The following is a 20,376-nucleotide window of genomic DNA, read 5'->3' as shown; positions in this document are numbered from 1 at the left end:
CCTTCGGTACAGCCAAGCTGTCTCAAGACGGCCGATCACGTGTGTCAGCCATCAGGGTAGGTTTCTTTTGCCAAGTCCTAGCGGCGGCGGATGTATGCCAATCCGGCCAATCCAGCCACAACCAAGGCGATGGACGATGGTTCGGGGACCTCATTCACCACGCGAAGCGAGAAGAACTGATCGCCTTCAAACTGGTTGAAGTTGATTCCAGCCAGGTTTCCGGTGAAGTTGCCACCGCCATCGCCACCCAGGTTGCCTTGCGGAGCCATAAGCCCGCCAAGCACCTGATTGGAGTGGTAGTTGTTGTCGCCATTGCCGTAGACAGCATGGATTTTGATCAGATCGCCTTCGGCGGGGCTGCCAATGTCGGCCAAATCGACGGAGAACTCCAAGCCGGTGGTGACCAGTTCCGCAGCACCTGCGGGGGGCACATCTGTACCGCCATCTACGCCAGCGGTATTGGTGTTGTTAAAGCCGAACAGCACGTCCTGCGTGAGGAACATACCGCCATCGGCGCCTGTGGTGGCCGATCCGCCGGCAAGCACCGCACCGGATTGGATTCCGGTACCGGAGCCACTGGTAGCCGCCCCAAAGTTGCCGAACTCGTTACCTGCCGAACTGGCAGAACGGTCAACGATATCGACTTCAAAATTGCCGCCACCCCAACGTCCGAACAGGTGGTAGTCGGCCTCGAAGCCGGTGTCGAACGTAAGCCCGCCGAAATTGGACGAAACGTCGCCAAAATCGTAGGCCAGGCTTCCGTCAAGCACATTTTCGCCACCCGCCTTCGAGTCGATGAACACCGAAACCTTGTTGAAGTTAGGCTCGATGTTGCCAGTCAACATCACATACAAACGGTTGTTCCAAATCTTGGCATAACCGGCATCCAATTCACCACCACCACCAAGCCCGGCAGGGTCGCTGGCGTCGCCAAAGTTCGTTTGCACTGTCTGCACCGCCAACGGGGCGCCATAGCTGGCGTCCAGCGTTCCGTCGACGTTAATGTTCGCCATGGCGGGCGCACAAAGTGCGAGCGCCAGGCATCCCAAAACAAATTGTCTCATGAACATGACCTCCACAGTTGAGAATAGTAACAGCCATCCTTCCACAAGCCTTGCGGATCGTCCGCAAGCATCGTTTGGCGTCAAAACCCGCCTGAGGGCGTTTGAGCCAGTTGTTGCCCTAGTGGAGCAACGCCCTTAATCAGGGAAAAGCACTGGTCGCAAGCGGCCAGTGGTAGCGCCTTAATACAACACTTTGCTTTCTTGGTGTCGTGCCGACATCGAACGTGAATCGCCGTGCCAGGTCGTGACGGAATCGGTCGCGTTGGCCAACCACAGCGCGGTAACTGGTGCCCACACGGATTTCATCTATTTCGTGCACCTTGGACCCATCGAAATTGCCCAGGCTGATGCGATCGAAGCCAAAGTTGCCTTGCAGCGTGGCCGACGCAATATTTACCGTTTCGTCGGCCAGCGAACGGGGATTGCGCCATACAGTGGCGGTATCGCGGTCGTCGACGCCGTAGTCGATGCGCACCACAAGTAGATTAGTCTCGGTGTTCTCTTCGCCCAGTGGCGGATAGTTGTCTTGGCCATAGCGGTTGAAGTTGGAAGTCACGCCGTAGGCGGCGCCTTGGGCGCCGTTGCCGATGCACAGGACTCGATTGCCATTGCCGTCGCCGCGGTGAAGTTCAAAGCCATAAAAGACATCGTCCAACTTGTCGACTCGTTGCAGGAACGACACGTAGACCGTGCGGCCATCTCGGCCGATCAGGCGGTGGCCGTCGCGATTTTCAACAAGCCCGGCCGCGTCGAACACGCCGCCGATCGAGGTGCTGAGTGCGCGACGAACGCGATTGTGCTGAGCGGTTTGAATGGCGCGGCCACCGGTGGAAACCATGCCACCGGCCTCGAGGCTTCCCGATGCGACGCAGTTCGTACAATGCTCGGAGCCAAGGGCGGTCTCGATCTCTTCCCACGGGCCAGCCCAGCCAAATCCACCGTTCTGTGTTCCAAGCGGACCGTCGAGGTACTCGAAACCTTCGTGCAAGTAGAGTCCGTCATGGGGGCCGGACGTGGGGTTCAGCGAGCGGACGAACTGATCGCCATCGGCCTCGACCTTGGTCAGGCTGGTGGAAGCGGGAGCAATGCGTGCTCCTTCCAGTTGCTGGAGACGCAACGTTTCGAGGGTTTCACCCACCTCGTCGACCAGCGTGGCAGAGACGTGCCCGCTGAACACATGCACTTCGCCGCCGCCCGACTTGTTGGCCATCAGTCCGAACTCGCTGCCGGGTTCAAACGCGATGAAGCGGTCGACTCGCAAGCGAGGCTGCTTGGCTTCGGAGGGCACTAAGGCGGCCAAGCGGCCGTCGAGCAGCACCGCTTCGGTGGCGTCGCGGAGGTCGAGCGTGGCCGGGCCTTCGAGAATGATCTGCACACCCGAGTCGAAGGTCACCTCGGCGAGGCCCGCCTCGAGTGTCAATTGGTCGCCAGCATGAAGTTCCGTGGCGTAGCCAACGCCCCGCCGCGGCTCTGCCCATCGGCAATTCAGCGTCGAAGTGATTCGGCCCAGGCAGGCTTCGCCCGGCGTGGTGGCCGCTTGCGCCACTTTGCCTTGGCCCGTTGGACGCACGATGAGTCCCGTAATTAGGCTCGAGGCCAGCACCACACCGACAAACGACGCCGCCAGCACCCAGGCTGGCAGATGGACGAGCTTGGCGGACTTGGCTGCTTTGCGTGTCGTCGGCGCGGCTTCCTTGGGGGATGTGGCCGCCGGCAGACTGCAAGTCGCTGGCAAGCAATTGCGGTTCAGAGCGGCCTCGGTTGCCATCCATTCCAGGTACGCCTTACGGGCGTCTGGATCGGCGGCCAAGCGCTGATCGAGTTCTGCGGAGGATTGCTCGTCGAGTGTGCCATTGCACATTTCGTTAAGCAGTGCTTGAAGTCGGGTGTCGGCGTTCATAGGGAGCCCTCCCCGGCCAGTTGGCGATCGATGCAAGCGTGCAACGCTCGCCGAATACGATTGAGTGCCTTGTAGACGGTATTAGCGGGACGGCCAAGCAACTCGGCTGCCTCGCGGATAGTTTGCTTGTTATCGCCGTAGCATTGGTCGACGATCTGCCGATCGCTCGAGGGCAACTTGCCCAAGCAACCGTGCAGCGCGGCCTGCCGAGCTTCGAGTAAATCGGAGTGATTGATCGCTTCGACGGCCAATAGCTCGATCACATCGTCGGATAGTGACTTTTCTTGCCGTGATCGCTTGCGGCGGAACCGGCGGACCTGATTTAGGGCCACGGTGCCAGCCCACTTCATGAAGTTGGTCGAAAGATCGAACTTTTCGTACTCGTGCCACAGCACCACGCACGTCTCCTGGAATACTTCTTCCGCGTCTGCCGGATTGCCCAGCAGGGTGAGGAGGTAGCCGAACAACCAGCGGTCGTGCTGGGCAAACACCCGCGCAAAACCCGCCCGCTGTTGCTTGTCATCGTCGGGAACCAGCGATTGTTCGTCCTGCACGATTCCGCCTCGGAATGGAAAAGTACCGCCCTCTATCCATATTAAGAGGCGCGCCGAGGATGGAATTGGTATTGGAAAAAATGGCGAATAACCGCCATTTTCCATAAGTGATTTGATGGTAGTGGCTTACGTCGAATCGCCGGCAGTGGATATGACCACTCGGACAGTGGCCCCAGAGGAATCCAGCGGGTTTGTTTACTAGCCTCGCGGTCGGGGAGTAGATTTGGAGCTGCGTCCCCGGACACCCAAACAGCAGGCGATTAGAACATGATTCACTCCAAACACATGATCGCTGCCATCGCGGCAGTTTTAGCGCTTCTTTCAGCAACGGCAGTTGCGTCTGATCGTTCCGAAACGCCGAACATCATCTTGATTGTTGCCGACGACCTGGGATACGGAGAACTCGGTTGCTACGGACAGCAGACGATCCGCACCCCGCGCATCGACCAGTTGGCTGCCGAGGGGGTCCGGTTTACCGACTTTTACTGTGGCTCGCCGGTGTGTGCGCCGTCTCGAAGCGTGCTGATGACCGGCCGTTCGCCCGCGCATGCTTATATTCGCGATAACGGCGACTTCCGAGGCGGAGCGGCTTTGAAGGCGAAGCAAGGCTGGGAGTTTCCGGGACAGCAGCCGATACCTGCCGACGAAGTGACGCTGGCCGAGGCACTCCAGCAGCGCGGCTACGCGACCGCGGCCATCGGCAAGTGGGGGCTGGGGCACTGCGGCACTTCAGGGGATCCCAACACGCAGGGATTCGACCTGTTTTTCGGCTACTACTGCCAGCGTCACGCCCATAATCACTATCCGCGTTTCCTGTGGCGCAATGCGGAGAAGGTCGAGTACCCAGGCAACGATGGTAGGAGCCTCACTGGCGCGACCTTCTCGCAAGACGAGTTCACTCGGGAAGCCCTCGGGTTCATTCGCGATCACAAGGATCAGCCGTTCTTTCTCTATCTTCCAGTGGTCATTCCGCACCTTTCGATCCAGGTGCCGCAAAGTTCGCTTGCCGAATACGAAGGCAGAATTCCCGAAGAACCGTACGAGCACAACGCTTACCTGAAGCATCCCGCGCCACGCGCCGGCTACGCTGCCATGGTGACTCACCTCGACAAGGCTGTGGGGCAGGTTGTCGACCTGGTAGATGAACTTGATTTATCTGACGACACGCTGATCCTGTTCACCAGCGACAACGGCCCGACCTACAATCGGTTGGGCGGATCGGACTCCGACTACTTCAACTCCGCTGCCGGCTTCCGCGGACTGAAAGGCTCGATCTACGAAGGGGGCATTCGCGTTCCTTTGGTCGCTCGGTGGACCGGTCACATTCCAGAGGGCACGGAGTCGCATGAGATCTGCGCGTTCTGGGATCTAATGCCGACACTATGTGAAGTGGCGGGGGCCGAGTGTCCCGAGGTGGCCAATGGCATCAGCATCTTGCCCGCGATGCTTGGCGAAGGCTCGGTCGACGACCGCGAGTATTTGATTTGGGAGTTCCCCGGTTATGGTGGGCAGCAGGCGATTCGGATGGGCGACTGGAAGGGCGTGGTTCGCAACACGAAGCGTGGGAATCGGAACTTGGAGTTGTATAACCTGAAGGACGATCCCGCCGAGTCGAACGATGTTGCCCACAAGCACCCCGATCGGGTTGCCAGAATGCAAGAGTTGCTGAAGGCCGACCGGACCGAATCGCCGTTATTTCCACTCCAGCGCCGTCGGCCCAATCGCCCTTAGCCAGAGTTTTTGCACGAATTTCTCGCACCGATTGCTTCAGGTGCAAAAGATCGTCGCAGTGCATGCGAACAGTACAGTGCAGCAGGGGTGGACCCGTGGCGACCGCGCGGTTTGAGGTCGCGTCGCAGATTTCTGCTCCTTCTGCACCGCTTTTTTGCTTGCTGGTTGAACTCTGCGGGGCTTATAAACGTCTACTACTGGGGTGCCGGCCGTGTGCGCGCTGCTGGCTGCTTGTTACGCTTTTTCGCCTGACTTACTCGAATTGGCTTAATTGATGTCTGTTGCATCTGAAGAGGTTTCGCTCGCCACCGAGCGGGTTGAGGAGTTTACCAGCCGTGTGGGGTCGATTCGCGAAAGCCTGCACAAGGTGATCGTGGGGCAGAACGAAACGATCGACGAACTGTTGGTTTGTGCCCTGACCGGCTCACACGCCCTGCTGGTCGGCGTGCCTGGGCTGGCGAAGACGCTGATGGTCAAAGCCCTGGCGTCGGCCTTCGATTGGGAGTTCGCCCGCGTGCAGTTCACGCCCGACCTGATGCCGTCGGACATCACCGGCTACGAGCTATTGGGCCGCAGCGACGATGGCGAGCCGCGGATGGTGTTCCGCGAAGGGCCGGTGTTCGCCAACCTGGTGCTGGCCGACGAGATCAACCGCGCCGCGCCCAAGACGCAATCGGCGCTACTGGAATCGATGGCCGAGCACCACGTGACTGTGGGTGGCAAGACGTACGACCTGCCGGCGCCATTTTTGGTGATCGCCACGCAGAATCCCATCGAACAGGAAGGCACCTACCCGCTGCCCGAAGCGCAGCTCGACCGCTTCATGATGGAGATCCGCGTTGGCTATCCCACACCCGAGCAAGAGCAGCAGGTGGTGGCCATGACCACCGCCGGGCCGACGAAGATGCCTACCTCGGCGCTCGATAAGGAGATGTTCCTGCAATTGCAGGAGTTGGTCTACGCCACGCCGCTACCGCCGAACGTTTCGGCCTACGCCGTAGCGCTGTGCGGTGCGAGTCGCCCCGACGATCCGCGGGCGGCAGCCATTACCAAGGAGTATCTCTCCTGGGGTGCGGGGCCACGGGGTTCGCAGAACCTGGTATTGGCAGCCAAAGCGCGAGCTTTGCTCGAAGGCCGCACCACGCCGACCACCGAGGACGTGCGCGCGGTGGCTCATCCCATTCTTCGTCATCGACTGATCGTTAATCACCGCGCCATCGGCGACTCGATTACCTCGCAGGAAGTGATCGACAAACTGCTGAGCGAAGTGCCCGCATGACTCCGGCCACAACCAGCCCATTTCTCGACCTGCGAGCGCTGGCGCCGCTGGCGCAGCTCCGCTTCACGACCCGACGTCGCATCGACGGGGCGTACAGCGGGCGGCATCGCTCGCGCCAACAAGGCGGGGCCGGCGAGTTCGTTGACTTTCGCGAGTACACCGGCGGCGAAGACCTGCGCCGGCTCGATTGGAAGGTGTTCGCCCGCACCGGCAAGGCATTCGTGCGGCTGCATCAGGACGAAACCAACCTGCTCTGCACGCTCGCGCTCGACGGCAGCGGCTCGATGAATTTTGGCGGCTTCGACGGCCAGGCCTCCAAGCTCGAGTACATGCAGTACCTCTCCACGGCGCTCACCCACCTGATTACGCAGGGGCAAGATCAGGTGGGCGTGGCCGTGCTGGGCGATGAACTCGGCGAGTACCTACCGCCCAGTTCGGCAGCCACGAACATCGCGGTGATGCAGGAAGTGATCGAGAAACTCCAGCCGCGGCAATCGACGGTGATGGCCGAGTCGCTTCGCCGACTGTTCGAGCGCTCGAAGAACCGTGGCGTGCTGATGCTGTTGAGCGACTTCCTGATGGACGACGTTGAGGACGTGTTCGCTGTGCTGCGGCTCTACCGCCAGAGCGGCTGGGAAGTGGTGGTGCTGCATTTGGTGCATCCCGACGAGGAACGCTTGCCGATGGGCGCGGCGTTTCGGTTCGAGGGCATGGAAGACGACTCGATCGTGCCCTGCACGCCGGCCGATATCCGCAGCGAGTATCAAAAACACTTTGCCGAACACATGAGTGTCGTCCGCCGCCTGGCGCTGGCCGACGGTTGCGACTACCGCTTGGCCTCCACGGCCGTGCCCTACCTGCATGTGCTGCAGGGCTTCCTGATGGAAAGGGCGGGCTGAGGTATGTTCTTGCATCCGTGGGCAATTGGGTTGGGCGTGCTGGCGATCGGGTTGCCGGTGGCCGTGCATTGGTTGACGAAGGCCCGCCCGGTGCGGATGCCGCTCTCGACGCTGAAGTTCGTTCGCCAGTCGCTCAAGCAGCGCCAGGCGCGTCATCGGCTACGGGATTTCTTGATCCTTTCGTTACGAACTCTAGCGGTGTCGCTCGTTGCGCTGGCGATCGCCCGACCGCGATTTGGCGAGCAGCCTCTGGTGTCCGACGCCACTTCGGGCGCGGCCGCGCGGGTGGTGGTGCTCGATGTGAGCCAAAGCATGGCGGCCACCGACGGCGGCGTCGCCCGCATGGAGCGCGCCCGCTCGGCCGCGCAGAACTACTTGCGCTACAAGCCGGGCCTGCGGGCGAATCTCATCCTCGCCGGCGCGACGCCCAATGCGGTGTTCGAACGGCTGAGTCAGAACTTCGACGTCTTGCGCGACGAGCTTTCCAAAGCTGAAGTAAAAGGTGATCGGCTCGACATCAATCAGGCGATCGAACGCGCCGCTGAACTGCTCGCGCCGTACGCCGAAGGAAGTTCGCAGCGGTTGGAATTGGTGGTAGTGAGCGACTTCCAACGCTCGAACTGGGCGCGGGCCGACTTTTCGATACTACCTGAGAAAACGAACATCCAACTCGAATCGGCCTCGGCCGGCGACACGCCTGCCAATTTGGGCATCCTCGACGCCCAGGTGCGCAGCTTCGGCGCGGCCGGCGGGGACGGGGAACTCGAAGTGGTGGTGGGCAACTACTCGCGCACACCCCGCCCCGTGACAGTCGAAGTGACCATCGCCGACGCGGCGTTTCAGCTCAAAGGCACTTGCCCGGCTGGCACTCGGACCACGCTGTCGCAGGTGATTCGCCTGCCGAAGCCCGGCTGGCAGGTAGGCGAAGCGCGACTGTTGGGCGTAGAAGACGCGCTGGCGGCCGACAACACGCGCGGGCTGGCGACCGAAGTGCGACGCGCACCGACTTATGCGTTGATCACGCGCGAAGGCCGCAATCGCCGGCCGAGTTCCGGCTACTTTCTGGAGAAAGCGCTTGAGCCACTCGAAGGGGTGCGGCTCGATCCAACGAGCTTGGATCGCACCGAGCTAGGCCAGGCCGACCTGTTGGTGATCGACCACCCCGGCAAGCTCGAAGACGAAGACATTGGTTACCTCGGCGGGCTGCTGCGTCGTGGACGGGGCATGTTGTATGTCTCCAGCGAGCCGATCGACGCTACGAACCTGCAACTGTTGGTCGACAAACTCGGCGGTGGGCTGCAGATGCCGGTGCAGTTTACTCCTCCGTCGCAGGCCACCAACCGCAGTGGCTTATTCCTGGCCAGCTACCGCGCGGGCGATGTTCCGTTTCGCGTGTTTGGCGAGAGCGTTAAGAGTATGACCGAGCCGCTTCGCTTTGCCGGCGGGCTCACATCGAGGAGGATCGAAAACTCCCTGGACGACGATCTGCTAGCGACTTACAGCGATGGAAGCGCGTGCCTGGTGCTGACTTCGTCGGATGCTGGCAAGCTGGCCGTACTCAACACCGACCTCGCCCGCTCGAACCTGCCCACTAGCGCGGCGTTCGTTCCGCTGCTCGACCAACTCGTGCAACGGCTGCTCGAAGGTCGCGACATGCGAGTCCGCGCCACACCGGGCGAGCCGTTGGTGGTGCGACTGCCCAGCGAAGCGTCAGTGGTCGAAGAGCTATCGATTCAGTCGCCAAGTGGCGAAACGAGTGAAACCGAAGACGTCGGCGAACTCGCCAGCGACTCCGGCGGTGTGCTGTGGCGATGGACCTCGCCCGAAGAGCCCGGCGTCTATCGCGTGGTGCGCGGCGACGAGACCGTGTTCGCCCTCCCCGTAGCGGCCGACGCCGAAGAGAGTGCGCTCGAAAGCCTCTCGCCCGACGTGTTGACCGAGCGGCTTGCCGGCGGTCGGGCGAGTCACTTCCGTGCGGTCGGTTCGGCCGACCCCGAGCAGGACACGCTGTGGACTTGGCTGCTGGTTGGTTGTATGGCCTGCATCGTGGGAGAAGTTGCCACGCTCATTGCCTTCAAGAGTTAGTCGCTTGCCTATGTTGACCGTCGACCCGTACATTTCGCTCGCCCTTTGGTTCCCGCTGCTGGTGGCAGTGGTGGCGGCGATTGTGGTGTACGCCTACGTGCTTCGCCAGCGGGCGGCGAAGCCGGCGCGGTGGAGAATTGTCACGCTGATGACGCTAGCCGCCGCGCTGCCGATGATCATGCTGCTGAATCCGACGTGGGTGAAAGAACTGCCCCCGCCCGCCGGTAAGCCGCTGTTGACGATCCTGGTCGATCGCTCGGCTAGCATGGCCACGACCGAAGGCGACAAGACACGCTACCAGCAAGCCGTGCAGGTAGCCAACGAAGTGGCCGACGATTTGGAGAGCCGCTTCGAGCTTCGCGTGCGGACGTTCGACAGTGGCAGCGAGACGATCGAAATCGATCAGTTCGACGCGCAAGGGCTCGACGCCGATGCGACGAACCTGTCGGCCGCTATCGAGGATTCGCTCGACGAGCGACCGCAAGGGCAGGCGATGTTGCTGCTGTCCGATGGCATTCACAACGCTGGCGGTGGGGCGAATCGCGTGCGGGCCAGCGTCGAAAAGGCTCGGGCGATGGCCGCGCCGATCTACACGCAAACGATCGGCGGCGACGCCAATGTCCACGACCTGGAAGTGGCGCTCGCGCTGCCGCAAGAAATGGCATTCGCCGGGCAGACGCTTCCGGTAGAGGTGACGCTCCGTCAGCGAGGCCGGCTAACCGACAAAGTCACGGTGTCGCTATTGCTCGACGGCGAGAAGGTCCAAGAGCAAGAGGTCGCCATCCAGCCCGACGGCACGGCCGAGGCCACGCTCGAGGTTCAGCAGGACAACAGTGGGCTCTATCGTTACGAAGTTCAAGTGAGCGGGCATCCCAACGAGGTCACCACGCTCAACAACAGCACAACGCTGCTCGTGCGAGTGGTCGACGAGCCGGTGCGAGTGCTGGTGCTCGAAGGCAAACCCTACTGGGACTCCAAGTTCCTGCTACGAATGTTGGCCAGCGATCAGGCGATCGACTTGACGAGCATCGTCCGCGTGGGCGAAGATCGCTTTATCCGCCGGCAGATTCAAAACTCGCCGGCAACGACTACTGACGACGTCGAAGTAGACGCGGAAGGCGATGCCGCAGCGCCCGAACCAACCGCCACTGCCCGCGAGCAGACTTGGGACGTGCTGGATAATGTCGACGAGTTGTTTGACGATCCCGACTGGCTGAAGAGTTTCCAGGTTGTGGTGCTCGGCCGCGACGCCGAAGTGTACCTCGACGACCTCCGCGTCGAGCAGGTCAAACGCTGGCTCGCCGAGGACGGGGGAGCGATGGTCTGCATGCGGGGGCCGCCCACGTCGGTGCTCAGCGAGCGGTTGGGCGGCTTGATGCCAGTCCGCTGGTCGGCGGCCACCGAATCGCGGTTCCGCGTGGAGCTAACCGAGTCGGGGCAGGGCATGGCGTGGCTTCCGTCGACGAGTGGCCAACTGCGCGGGCTGCCGTCGCTGGCAACCATGGCCCGACCCGAAGGACCCAAGCCGCTGGCCGTGGTGCTCGCCGCGGCGGCCGGTTCGTCGGACGATACCGAACCGGTAATTACCTACCAACCCATCGGCTCAGGACGTGTGGTGGTGGTCGAAGGTGCCGGCATGTGGCGATGGGCGTTTTTGCCGATTGAGCACCAGGAACGCGACGACGTGTACGGTCACCTATGGCGGAGCCTCGTACGCTGGTTGGTGTCGAGCACTGGGCTGCTGCCGAGCGAGTCGCTCGCGGTGCGGAGCGACAAGGTGACGTTCGATCCCACCGAACGCGCGACTGCTACGCTGCTGGTTCGCGATACCGAAGCGGGTGAGCCACTCGAGGTCGAACTCACCGGCGACACGCTCGACGAGCCGAAGCGGTTCCCGGCCTCGCCGGCAGGCGACACGCCCGGGCAGTTCCGCGTGGTGTTCGGAGAGCTGCCTGAAGGTCGCTATCAGGCGAAAGTGGTAGGCGACACCGACGCCACCACGGCGTTTGACGTAAAGGGCAATCTGTCGGAGCGTCTCACGATTGCCTCGCGGCCCGACATGATGCGAATGATCGCTATGGGCAGCGGCGGCGAGGTGATCGACGGAGGCAATAGCGCCGAGTTGGCGGCGAAGTTGCAAAAGCAACTCGAAGAGAATTTCCCCACGCGCGTGCAACGTGTGCCGGCCTGGGATCGCTGGTGGGTGCTTGTTTGCGTGATGGGTGTATGGGCGGTAAGCTGGGGGTTCAGACGTCGATCTGGCCTTGTCTAGCGTTCAATCCGGGAGGGAAACGACATGGAAAACTCCGGCGTCAGCTCGCTGTTAAAGCGTGTTCGTCAGCGACAGTGGTGGATCGATGGCACGGCTGCCTGTTGCTGGGCGATCGTGGCCGCGGCCGGTTTGCTGCTGGTGGCCATGTGGCTCGACCTGGTGTGGGAACTCGCCCCGCAGGTCCGCATCGCCGCGATGGTGGTGGCCAGCATCGTGGGGTTGGGCGCGTTGGCGTTACTTGTATGGCGCACCTGGCTACTGACCAGCGACGAGTATGCCGCGCGGCGATTGGATTCCGCCGGCGGACTGGGTGGCATGATGCTCAGCGGTTGGGAACTCTCCCGCGCGCCGGCCACTGCCAACTCACATTCACTGAGCGCTGGCTTGAGTCAAATGGCCGTGGGCCGCGCGGCGGAGCTTGGCTCTCGCGTGCCCACGTCGAAAGCGGTGCCGGTCGACCCCGCCAAACGCGCGGCCACGGTGCTGCTTTCACTTGGTGGCGGGATTCTGCTCGTCGGTCTCTGTTTGCCGACGCTCGCCACCACGCAGTGGCGCCGGTTCGTCAGCCCGTACGCCGATGTGCCACCGTTCTCGCGATTGGAATTCGAAGTCACACCCGGCGACACCGAAGTGGTTTATGGCCAAGGCCTCGACGTCCGCGCAACCATCTCGGGCGAGCCGATAGAGCAAGCTTCGCTCGTGTTTGAGTCGGCTGGCGAAGAGGACGAAGTGCCGATGTTCCCCGAAGGCGACGGGCAGTGGCGGGCTGCGTTGTCTCGTGTCACCGAGCCGAGCAGCTACTTCGTCCGCGCCGAGGGATCGCGCAGCAAGCGCTACCAGATCGAAGTGATCACCGTGCCGAACATCGAATCGGTCCGCTTTCAGGTGTCGCAGCCCGAGTATGCACGACAAGCCGTGTACAAAGGCCCGCTGCCCGATGGCGGTCTGTCGGGCCTCGCCGGCGCCAAGGTCAAGCTGTGGGCGAAGAGCAATCGTCCGCTGTCGGGTGGCCGTGTGGAAGTGGTTACCGAAGAGGGATCGCAAATGGTCGACCTCAAGCCGACTGCCGAAGGCGACAACGAAGTGACGGGGACGTTCACCATCAACACCGGCGGCCGCTTCGCAGTGACCGTGAGCGACACCGAGCACCAGGAGTCGCTCGAACCATTCGCCGGGGCAATCACGCTCTTGGAAGATCAAAAGCCGTTTGTAAGGATGATCCAGCCGCGTGAGACGTCGATCGCTACGCCACACATCCACCTGCCGATCGAGATTTCGGCCGAAGACGACTATGGCGTTGCGCGGTTGCAACTCTATCGCAGCTTGAATAACTCGCGCCCGTTGCCACTGGAATACAAGATCGAGGACGTTCCGCCTCGCCGGATGCGTGAGATGGTTTACCTGCCGCTGCCCAACTATCGCCTGCAGCCGGGCGACGAAATCAAGGTCTACGCTCGCGTCGAGGACAACGACCCGGCTGGCGCGAAGGGCAGCGAAAGCCCGGTGGCCACGGTGCGAATCATCTCCCAGGAAGACTTCGAGCGAATGGTCCGGCAGCAGCGTGGTCTGGAGGTGTTGACCTCGAAGTATCAGCAAGCCGCGCGGCGAATGGAGAAGATGGCCGAAGAACTCCGCGAGTTACAGGAGCAACTGGACGATTTGCCGCCCGACTCGGAGTTGGCCGACGAAATCCGCGACAAGCTTCAAGAACTCTCCGAGCAGATGAAGAAAGAAGCCGAGGCGGTAGAGAAGGCAGCCGAGCAGTTGTTGCCGTACGACCTGGACGAGGCGCTGACCGACGAGCTGAAGAAAGCGGCCGAAACGCTTGCCGAAGCGGCCGAGGCGGCGGAGAAGCTGGCCAAGAAGAAGCCGGCGACTAACTCCGAAGCGGCGAGCGAGATGGAAAAGATGGCCAACCAGCTGAGCGAAGAACGCAAAGAGTTCGATCAGCAGGCCAGCCTGCCGCTCGACCTGCTCTCGAAGGTCTATCCGCTGCTCGAGAACGAGTCGAAGTTCATCATCCTGGTGCAGCGTCAACGCGATTTGGCCGAGCGGATGGCCGTGCTCAAGGGGCTCGACTCGCCCGACGATCCGGCGATGAAGGCTCGCATGCGGGACCTCGAAGGCGAGCAACGCAAGATTCGCGAAGAGCTCGACGAGTTGGTGGCCGACATCGAGCTGCGTGCCGAGCGGCTTCCCAACGACGAGCGACTCGACAAGCTCCGCCAGAGCGCCATGCAGTTCGCCGCCGCGGTGCTGGAAAGCGGCGCCACCGAAGCGATGCTCGACGCCGAGATGGGTCTATTGGAATTCAACGGCGACGATGCCGTAGAGAACGCGACCAAAGCGGCCGACATCCTCGAAAGCCTGCTCGGCCAGTGCAACGGAATGGGCGGGCAGTGCCAGGGCGCGCTCGGGTTCAATCCCACGCTCAGCAATGGCATGGGCAACACACTGCAGCAGTTGCTCAATGAATCGGGCTTGGGCGGAGTCGGCAGCGGCATGGGCCAAGGCTCCGGCGGCCGCGGCGGCGGTTACAGCGCCCGACGCACCGGCGGCAACGTTGGCATGTACGGCGGTATGCGGGGCATGGGCCAGTCGAGCGGCAACCAGCAAGGGCAGGGCTCGCGCAACGCTAACGCCGATGGCCAGGGCGATGGCAGCGGTTACGGCATCGGTGGCACCGGCCGCGATCCGAATCGCGTGGAAATGAACTTCAACTCTGAAGCGGCCGGCAGCAGCCAGGGTTCGGTGCCGCTGCGGTATCGTCGTCGAGTGGGCCGCTACTTGCAGGAGTTGGCCGAGGAGCTGAATCAAGAATGAACGTCGCAATCCATCGAGAGGTTCGCATGCGTACTTCCTACGCTCACATCACCCGCATTTGTCTGGCGGCCGCTTTGGTTCTGGCAGCCGTTGCGCCGGTTCCCTACGCGGGTGGCCAAGAAAATGAAACGCCCGCGAGTGAAACCTCATCTAGCGATGCACCGTTGAGTGAGGTGACCACAGAAGAAAAGTCGGGCGATGCCGAATCGGCGCAGATTCCCGATCACCGCCAGGTCGGTGGCGAGCCCGACAGCGTGGTGCAAGTCGCGAACCTGGTGTACGCCGGCGTGAAGAGTAGCCAATGCTTCGCCGATCACTTTCTGATCGAAGCGGAGAAGAAAACTTCGATTTCCACCAGCCGAAGGTTCTCGGCCGTGAAGCTCAGCAGCAGTGAAATCTATGGCTACCCGCTGGTGATCATGACCGGCGAGGGCGACTTCACCTTGCCGGAAGAAGAGCGGCAGAACCTGCGTCGCTACATCGAGCGAGGCGGGTTCCTGTTGGCTTCCTCTGGTTGCTCGTCGCAAGAGTGGGACCGCGCGTTCCGCCGCGAGATGGCCACCATCTTTCCCGAGCACCCGTTGCGACCGCTCGACATGAGCCACGCCATCTACCACACGGCGACCGACATCAAGGAGCTGAAAGCCAAACATGGCGAGCCGCGGCCCATCGAAGGCATCGAAATCGAAGGCCGCCTGGGCGTGGCGTACTCGCAGGATGGTTTGAACGACACGGCTCACACCCAAGGGTGCTGCTGTTGCGGCGGCAACGAGATCACCAACGCGATGGAAGTGAACGTCAACATTCTGGCGTACACCCTGATGTTCTAAGCCCGAGTGCAAACTGTTGCATCTGTTCGACTCACCACGCACGACCTCCCTGCTGTTGGCACAAGCCTGCCTGTGCGGGTGCATTGGCTGCCAACCGCGGAGCACCCCGCCCGGCAAGATGACGCTGGTGGCCAGCGGCGACACAGCCGGGTGGATCGTCCCCTGCGGCTGCACCGCCAATCAGTCGGGCGGCATGCTGCGGCGCGGTACGTTCATCGCCGACAAGCAGGAAGATGGCGCAGTACTGTACGTCGACGTCGGCGGCGCGGCCAGCGGCGACTCGGAGTACGACCGCTTGAAATTCGAGGCCATCCTGACCGGCGAACAGCAACTAGAAGTCGCGGCTCACAATCTGGGCGGTGCGGAACTCGCTTTCGGCGCTGATTATCTCGCCGACATCGCAGGCCGCACTGGTGCGCCGCTTATCTCGTGCAACACGCGTAAGCCAGACGGATCGCTGGTCACGCGGCCATCGATCACCGTTGAGCGAGCGGGTCGCAAGTTCGCGATCGTGGGCGTGGTGGCAACCGAGTATGCGACGTCCGAGATCGCGGTTGATCCACCGCTCGACGCGGTGCGCGCGGCCATCGGACAGCTTGGCAAGTACGACACGCTGGTGGTGCTCGGCTACTTGCCCGAGGGCGAGCTACTGGATCTGGCCGACAACCTGCCCGAGGCCGACCTGGTGCTCGGCGGTCCAACGGGGCAGAGCGTGCTGCCAACGCGGCGAGGGCCGACGCTGGTGGCCTCGGCTACCAACAAGGGTAAGTTCATCGCCGTGCTCGACGCGCCGATGGGCGACGCGAAGACTTGGGACGGCAAGATCGTCGAACTCGGCCAGGACTACGGTGACGACGCCGAGCAGCGGGAGAACCTGGACGCGTTCTACGCGAAGCTCGAGCGCGAAGACCTCTCGCCTCGAGAGACGAGCTTCGTCGACGACCTGCCAGTCGCGCCGCCAGAAGGGTTCCGCGTGGCCGGCAACGCGAGCTGCCAGAAGTGCCACCAGCAGGATTGCCAGTTTTGGGATAAAAGCAAACACGCCCACGCCTGGGCAACGCTCACCACCAGCGGTGCGCACGTCGATTCGTACTGCCAGCAGTGCCACACCACCGGGTACGGTTTGCCGGGTGGGTTTGTGTCGCGGTTGACGACGCCGGAGCTAGTAAACGTTGGCTGCGAAAGTTGCCACGGCCCGTCGCAGGCGCACGCCGAGACGCCGCAATTCAAAACGGCCTACGCCGAGCAGTCGCGTAACCAATGCATCACTTGTCACGACCGGGAGAACAGTCCCCGGTTCAACTACGACGAGTACTGGCAGAAGATTGTCCACGGAACCCAGCCGGCATCCGCTCAATCGGAGTGAACGATGAACAAGCCGACCCGTTTGTACCAACTCATGTTCGGTTGCCTGCTGAGCGCGGCGCTCGCTAGCGCTGCCGTGGCGGAAGACGAGCTGTTGGAGTGGCACGCCGACTACGACGAGGCCACCAAGCAGGCGCTCGCCGATCAAAAGCTGATCCTGGTGCGCGCGGGCGCGCCGTGGTGCGCGTGGTGCAAGTTGCTCGACGCAGAGATCGCCAAGCCCGAGGTGCAAGAGGAATTGGCGAAGGTCACCCTGCTGGAAATCGACATCGACGACGAGCCGGAGCTGGCCACTAAGTTGAACATCAATGCGGTGCCCGCTCTGCGAGTGATCACTCCGCACGGGCGGCTGATCGCTTCGCAGGATGGTTTTCTGGAAGCCGAACCGCTGAAGAAGTGGCTGCAAGACGCCCAAAAGTCGACCGACGTGTCGGTCGACGCCGCCCTGATGTCCGAAGGCGAGCCCACGGTGCTGGAAGTGGTGCGCGTGGTGCGGCAGTTCGACGCGCGTGATGCTTCGCTCCGCGAAGCGGCCATTCAGAGATTGATGCCGTACCCCAAGGCGTCGGCCGGCGCGGTGATCAAGACTCTTCGCGAGGGCGGACTATCGTCGCGGCTGGCCGCGTACGAATTGATGAGCGAATGGCAGGCTCCGCTCGGCGAGATTGATCCCTGGACGCCGGAAACGCTGACCGAAGAGCGGTTCGACGAAGTGACCGAGTGGATGACAACGATCGACGCGCGTCTCACGCCCGGCGTGGCGCGTAAGTTGAGCGATGAGGAACTCGATGGAGTGCGCGGCGACATCGAGCGAATGATCACCGCCACGCCTGATGAAGTGATCGCCATCCGCGAGCGGATCGCCCGACTCGGCGGCGGCGTGCTGCCCGAGGTGCTGGAGCGAATCAAAACGGCCCAGACCGACCAGGCGCGCGAGCGGTTGGTGGCCCTGCGATATCGGCTGGCCGCGCCGGGCCGATTGGAACTCGACTGGCCGGGCGGATTAGAACGCCTGGCCGACTCGGACGCCAGCGTTCGGCATGCAGCGGCCGAAGAGGTCGCCGAGATGGGCCGCGCCGATAACGAAGCGCTGCTGCTGGAACTGTTCAGCGACGCCGATCCGCTGGTCCGCGAAATCAGCCTACGCGGTTTGCGAAAGCTCGAAGGCGAACGCGCCACCGAAGCGCTTGCCTCGCTGCTCTCCGATCCCGAACCCAACGTGCGAGCGGCGGTGCTCAAGCAATTGGCTGAGGACGGTTCGTCGACCATGCTGCAAAAGGTGATGGACTACGTCGAAGAGGAACAGGATCCCAATCTGCTGGTGCACGCGATTCGTTACTTCCGCGAAACGGGCGACAAGCAGGCGCGGCCGACGCTCATCAAGCTCTTGAAGCACGACAGTTGGCAAGTTCGCGCCGAGGCGGCCGAGGCGATTGGCAAGACGATCGAGAATCACTACTTCAGTTCCAATGGTCCACAGGATGATGAAACGAGCAAGGTGCGCGCGGCGCTACTCGAGACGATCAAGGATCCCGATGCGTTTGTCGTGAGCAAGGTGCTCGAGTCGCTCGAAGACGTCAACCAGAAGGCCGCCGTCGAGCCGCTGGTGGCAGCAGCCATGAAGCACCCGGCGCTCGCTTCGCAGATTGTGCAACTCCTGGCCAACGGCTCGGAGATGCGCGAGGCTTCGGTGCCCCACTTGCAGAAGTTCTTCAAGCACGAAGACCCCGTGGTCCGCGCCGCAGCGATTCGGGGGTTGTGTCAAACCGCGACCGAAGGCATCGAAGACGAGATGATCGCGGCCATGAGCGATCCAGCGAGTGAGGTCCGCCTGGCGGCCGCCACGTCGCTGATGGGGCTCTTGGACACCGACCGGCCAGCGACGGCCACCACATCGATGTTCTCCGGCGAGGCCGAGTTGGACGACTTATTTGGTCCAGGGGTGCATATCGTCCCTGCGGAGCCTGCTCCCCCGCGTGGTTTTTTCTCCAATCTGATAGGCGCCTTTTTTGAGAGCAGTCCCGCCCCCGCCCCTGAACCGAATGACGAGGCGGATCAACTATTCGGCGATGAGGCTCCAGCGGATGCCGCGCCAGCGGAGGCCGAGAACGCTGCCCAGCCTCAAGCACAACCGCCTGAAGAGCAGGCCGCGCTGCCATGGGAGGAAAGCGAAGAGGAGGACCAAGCAGACAACGACGCCGCAGCCAACAGCGATCAACAAGCAGAGCGCAAGTCGGACGATGCCGAGGAGACGGAAGAGGAGCAGCCCGAACCACCCGATCCGCTGGACGAGTGGCTCCGCGGTCTGTACGCGGGCGACAACCGACCCGAGTGGACCGAGCAGCTCCGCGAGCCGCTACAGAAGATGCTGCAATCGGATGATGCCGAACAGCGTACCGCGGCGGCGCTCGCGTTGGTGCCGCTAGGCAACTCGGTCGAGGCGTTGCCGCAGTTGCTCGCCGACGCGGCTGACGACACGAAGCGCCTGCGGGAAGCCTCCCGTGTGCTTCGCTGGTTGGTGTGGGAAGACCGCGCCGACACTTTCCTGAAGTTGTACGACCTGACCGACGACGATGGGGTTCGCTCCACCATCTTCTATCAACTCTCCAACATGGAAGATGCCAGGGCGACCGATCTGTACTGGCAGGTGCTCTCGCGCGACGACTCATCGAGCGACGTGGCGGAAACGGCCCAGAGGGCCATCATGCAGGCGTACCTGGGCGAACGCTACTGGGACACCGACAGCCTGACGAGCGAGCAACGGGAGCAACTGGCGGAGAAGATCACGCCGCACGTGAACGAAGGAACCGCGCTAAAGCGACTAACGGCCATTAACATGCTGATGCAGTTCGCCGCCGACGCGGCTGCCGAGGGAGCCCAACGGCTTTTGGAAGACGAAACGGCCGCCGACGCGCTGCGGAGCGACGCCTTCCAGATCACGCTGCTTACCGGCAGTCGCACCAAGAGCAACAAGGCCGCCATCGCGGCGCTCACGGGCGAGGACGAGCATCGACGCCGCGTGGCTTTGCGCTTCCTTGCCTTGGGCGCTGAGGCCATGACCCAGTTGCCGGCTACAGGGCTGCACGTGCAACGAACGTCGACTACCTACTACTCCAGCTCCGGCCAACCCATCGTGCCGGCACCGCCATTTCGGCTGGAGTCGAAGCACGTTCGTCCGCTGCTGGAAAGCGACGATCCTGAGATCAAAGCTTATGCAGGGTATCTGCTCACGACGTTCGAAGACGCCGCGGGGCTGGAGCCGTTGCTCGAGTACCGCGCCGTCAGCGAGCAGTCCGACGAACTTGACAAGCTGGCCTATCGGGCGATTGCTGTGCTAAACGACTCCGAACACACCCAGGTGCTGCGCGACATCTACAAAGGCCTGGACGACCACCAGGTGTCGGACTTTTACTGGACCGTTCGCATCATGAGCGTTCCTGGTGTCCTGCAACTTCGCAAGGAGATTCGCGACGAGCGGGGCATGGACCAACTACAGTGACCCGCGCAACCAGCCAAGCTGCACTCATTTTCTATTCGCTTCCATTCGCAAATCACGACCATGACAACTTTGGAG

12 protein-coding genes are annotated in these 20,376 nt (G+C 62.4%); 9 read left to right on the top strand and 3 right to left on the bottom strand.

Annotated features, from left to right (window positions below):
- Positions 1–77 precede the first annotated feature (77 nt).
- The 3 genes from ACQK2L_RS30055 to ACQK2L_RS30045 form a co-directional block, all read right to left on the bottom strand.
- The gene (locus ACQK2L_RS30055) at positions 78–1,064 is read right to left on the bottom strand and encodes a PEP-CTERM sorting domain-containing protein (RefSeq protein WP_425400750.1); all 987 of its coding nucleotides are present in this window, start codon (positions 1,062–1,064) and stop codon (positions 78–80) included.
- Between the two features lie 139 nt (positions 1,065–1,203).
- On the bottom strand, positions 1,204–2,964 hold the full coding sequence (locus ACQK2L_RS30050; RefSeq protein ID WP_425400749.1) for a hypothetical protein: 1,761 nt from the start codon (positions 2,962–2,964) through the stop codon (positions 1,204–1,206).
- On the bottom strand, positions 2,961–3,518 hold the full coding sequence (locus tag ACQK2L_RS30045; protein WP_425400748.1) for a sigma-70 family RNA polymerase sigma factor: 558 nt from the start codon (positions 3,516–3,518) through the stop codon (positions 2,961–2,963). Before ACQK2L_RS30045 ends, ACQK2L_RS30050 begins: the two co-directional genes overlap by 4 nt.
- 267 nt (positions 3,519–3,785) lie before the next feature.
- Here ACQK2L_RS30045 and ACQK2L_RS30040 point away from each other — a divergent pair, with 267 nt between their 5' ends.
- The 9 genes from ACQK2L_RS30040 to ACQK2L_RS30000 all read left to right on the top strand — a co-directional run bounded on the left by ACQK2L_RS30040 (position 3,786) and on the right by ACQK2L_RS30000 (position 20,301).
- Positions 3,786–5,249, top strand: coding sequence for an arylsulfatase (locus ACQK2L_RS30040; protein WP_425400747.1), 1,464 nt, complete (start codon positions 3,786–3,788; stop codon positions 5,247–5,249).
- A gap of 274 nt (positions 5,250–5,523) precedes the next feature.
- The gene (locus ACQK2L_RS30035) at positions 5,524–6,528 is read left to right on the top strand and encodes an AAA family ATPase (protein ID WP_425400746.1); all 1,005 of its coding nucleotides are present in this window, start codon (positions 5,524–5,526) and stop codon (positions 6,526–6,528) included.
- Positions 6,525–7,427, top strand: a complete 903-nt coding sequence (locus tag ACQK2L_RS30030) for a DUF58 domain-containing protein (protein ID WP_425400745.1) — start codon at positions 6,525–6,527, stop codon at positions 7,425–7,427. Before ACQK2L_RS30035 ends, ACQK2L_RS30030 begins: the two co-directional genes overlap by 4 nt.
- 3 nt (positions 7,428–7,430) lie before the next feature.
- Entirely contained in the window at positions 7,431–9,512 is a 2,082-nt protein-coding gene (locus ACQK2L_RS30025; RefSeq protein ID WP_425400744.1) for a vWA domain-containing protein, read from the top strand.
- A gap of 4 nt (positions 9,513–9,516) precedes the next feature.
- Complete coding sequence (locus ACQK2L_RS30020; RefSeq protein WP_425400743.1) at positions 9,517–11,784, top strand: hypothetical protein; 2,268 nt, start codon at positions 9,517–9,519, stop codon at positions 11,782–11,784.
- A 24-nt stretch (positions 11,785–11,808) separates the two neighbouring features.
- Positions 11,809–14,607: a hypothetical protein gene (locus ACQK2L_RS30015; RefSeq protein WP_425400742.1), complete on the top strand. Its 2,799-nt coding sequence runs from the start codon at positions 11,809–11,811 to the stop codon at positions 14,605–14,607.
- A 26-nt stretch (positions 14,608–14,633) separates the two neighbouring features.
- On the top strand, positions 14,634–15,437 hold the full coding sequence (locus ACQK2L_RS30010) for a DUF4159 domain-containing protein (RefSeq protein WP_425400741.1): 804 nt from the start codon (positions 14,634–14,636) through the stop codon (positions 15,435–15,437).
- A gap of 16 nt (positions 15,438–15,453) precedes the next feature.
- Positions 15,454–16,803, top strand: a complete 1,350-nt coding sequence (locus tag ACQK2L_RS30005; RefSeq protein WP_425400740.1) for a multiheme c-type cytochrome — start codon at positions 15,454–15,456, stop codon at positions 16,801–16,803.
- A gap of 3 nt (positions 16,804–16,806) precedes the next feature.
- The gene (locus tag ACQK2L_RS30000) at positions 16,807–20,301 is read left to right on the top strand and encodes a HEAT repeat domain-containing protein (protein ID WP_425400739.1); all 3,495 of its coding nucleotides are present in this window, start codon (positions 16,807–16,809) and stop codon (positions 20,299–20,301) included.
- The last annotated feature ends 75 nt before the right edge of the window (positions 20,302–20,376 follow it).

The organism is Aeoliella sp. (assembly GCF_965227375.1).
Lineage (GTDB): Bacteria > Planctomycetota > Planctomycetia > Pirellulales > Lacipirellulaceae > Aeoliella.
The sequence above is the reverse complement of the archived record's forward strand: the minus strand, read 5'-3'. Positions and strand labels throughout refer to the sequence as shown.

Excerpts from the sequence above, each read along its gene's own strand:
- ACQK2L_RS30055 (WP_425400750.1), bottom strand. The coding sequence starts at position 1,064 with ATGAGACAATTTGTTTTGGGATGCCTGGCGCTCGCACTTTGTGCGCCC.
- ACQK2L_RS30050 (WP_425400749.1), bottom strand. The coding sequence starts at position 2,964 with ATGAACGCCGACACCCGACTTCAAGCACTGCTTAACGAAATGTGCAAT.
- ACQK2L_RS30040 (WP_425400747.1), top strand. The coding sequence starts at position 3,786 with ATGATTCACTCCAAACACATGATCGCTGCCATCGCGGCAGTTTTAGCG.
- ACQK2L_RS30035 (WP_425400746.1), top strand. The coding sequence starts at position 5,524 with ATGTCTGTTGCATCTGAAGAGGTTTCGCTCGCCACCGAGCGGGTTGAG.
- ACQK2L_RS30030 (WP_425400745.1), top strand. The coding sequence starts at position 6,525 with ATGACTCCGGCCACAACCAGCCCATTTCTCGACCTGCGAGCGCTGGCG.
- ACQK2L_RS30025 (WP_425400744.1), top strand. The coding sequence starts at position 7,431 with ATGTTCTTGCATCCGTGGGCAATTGGGTTGGGCGTGCTGGCGATCGGG.
- ACQK2L_RS30015 (WP_425400742.1), top strand. The coding sequence starts at position 11,809 with ATGGAAAACTCCGGCGTCAGCTCGCTGTTAAAGCGTGTTCGTCAGCGA.
- ACQK2L_RS30010 (WP_425400741.1), top strand. The coding sequence starts at position 14,634 with ATGCGTACTTCCTACGCTCACATCACCCGCATTTGTCTGGCGGCCGCT.
- ACQK2L_RS30000 (WP_425400739.1), top strand. The coding sequence starts at position 16,807 with ATGAACAAGCCGACCCGTTTGTACCAACTCATGTTCGGTTGCCTGCTG.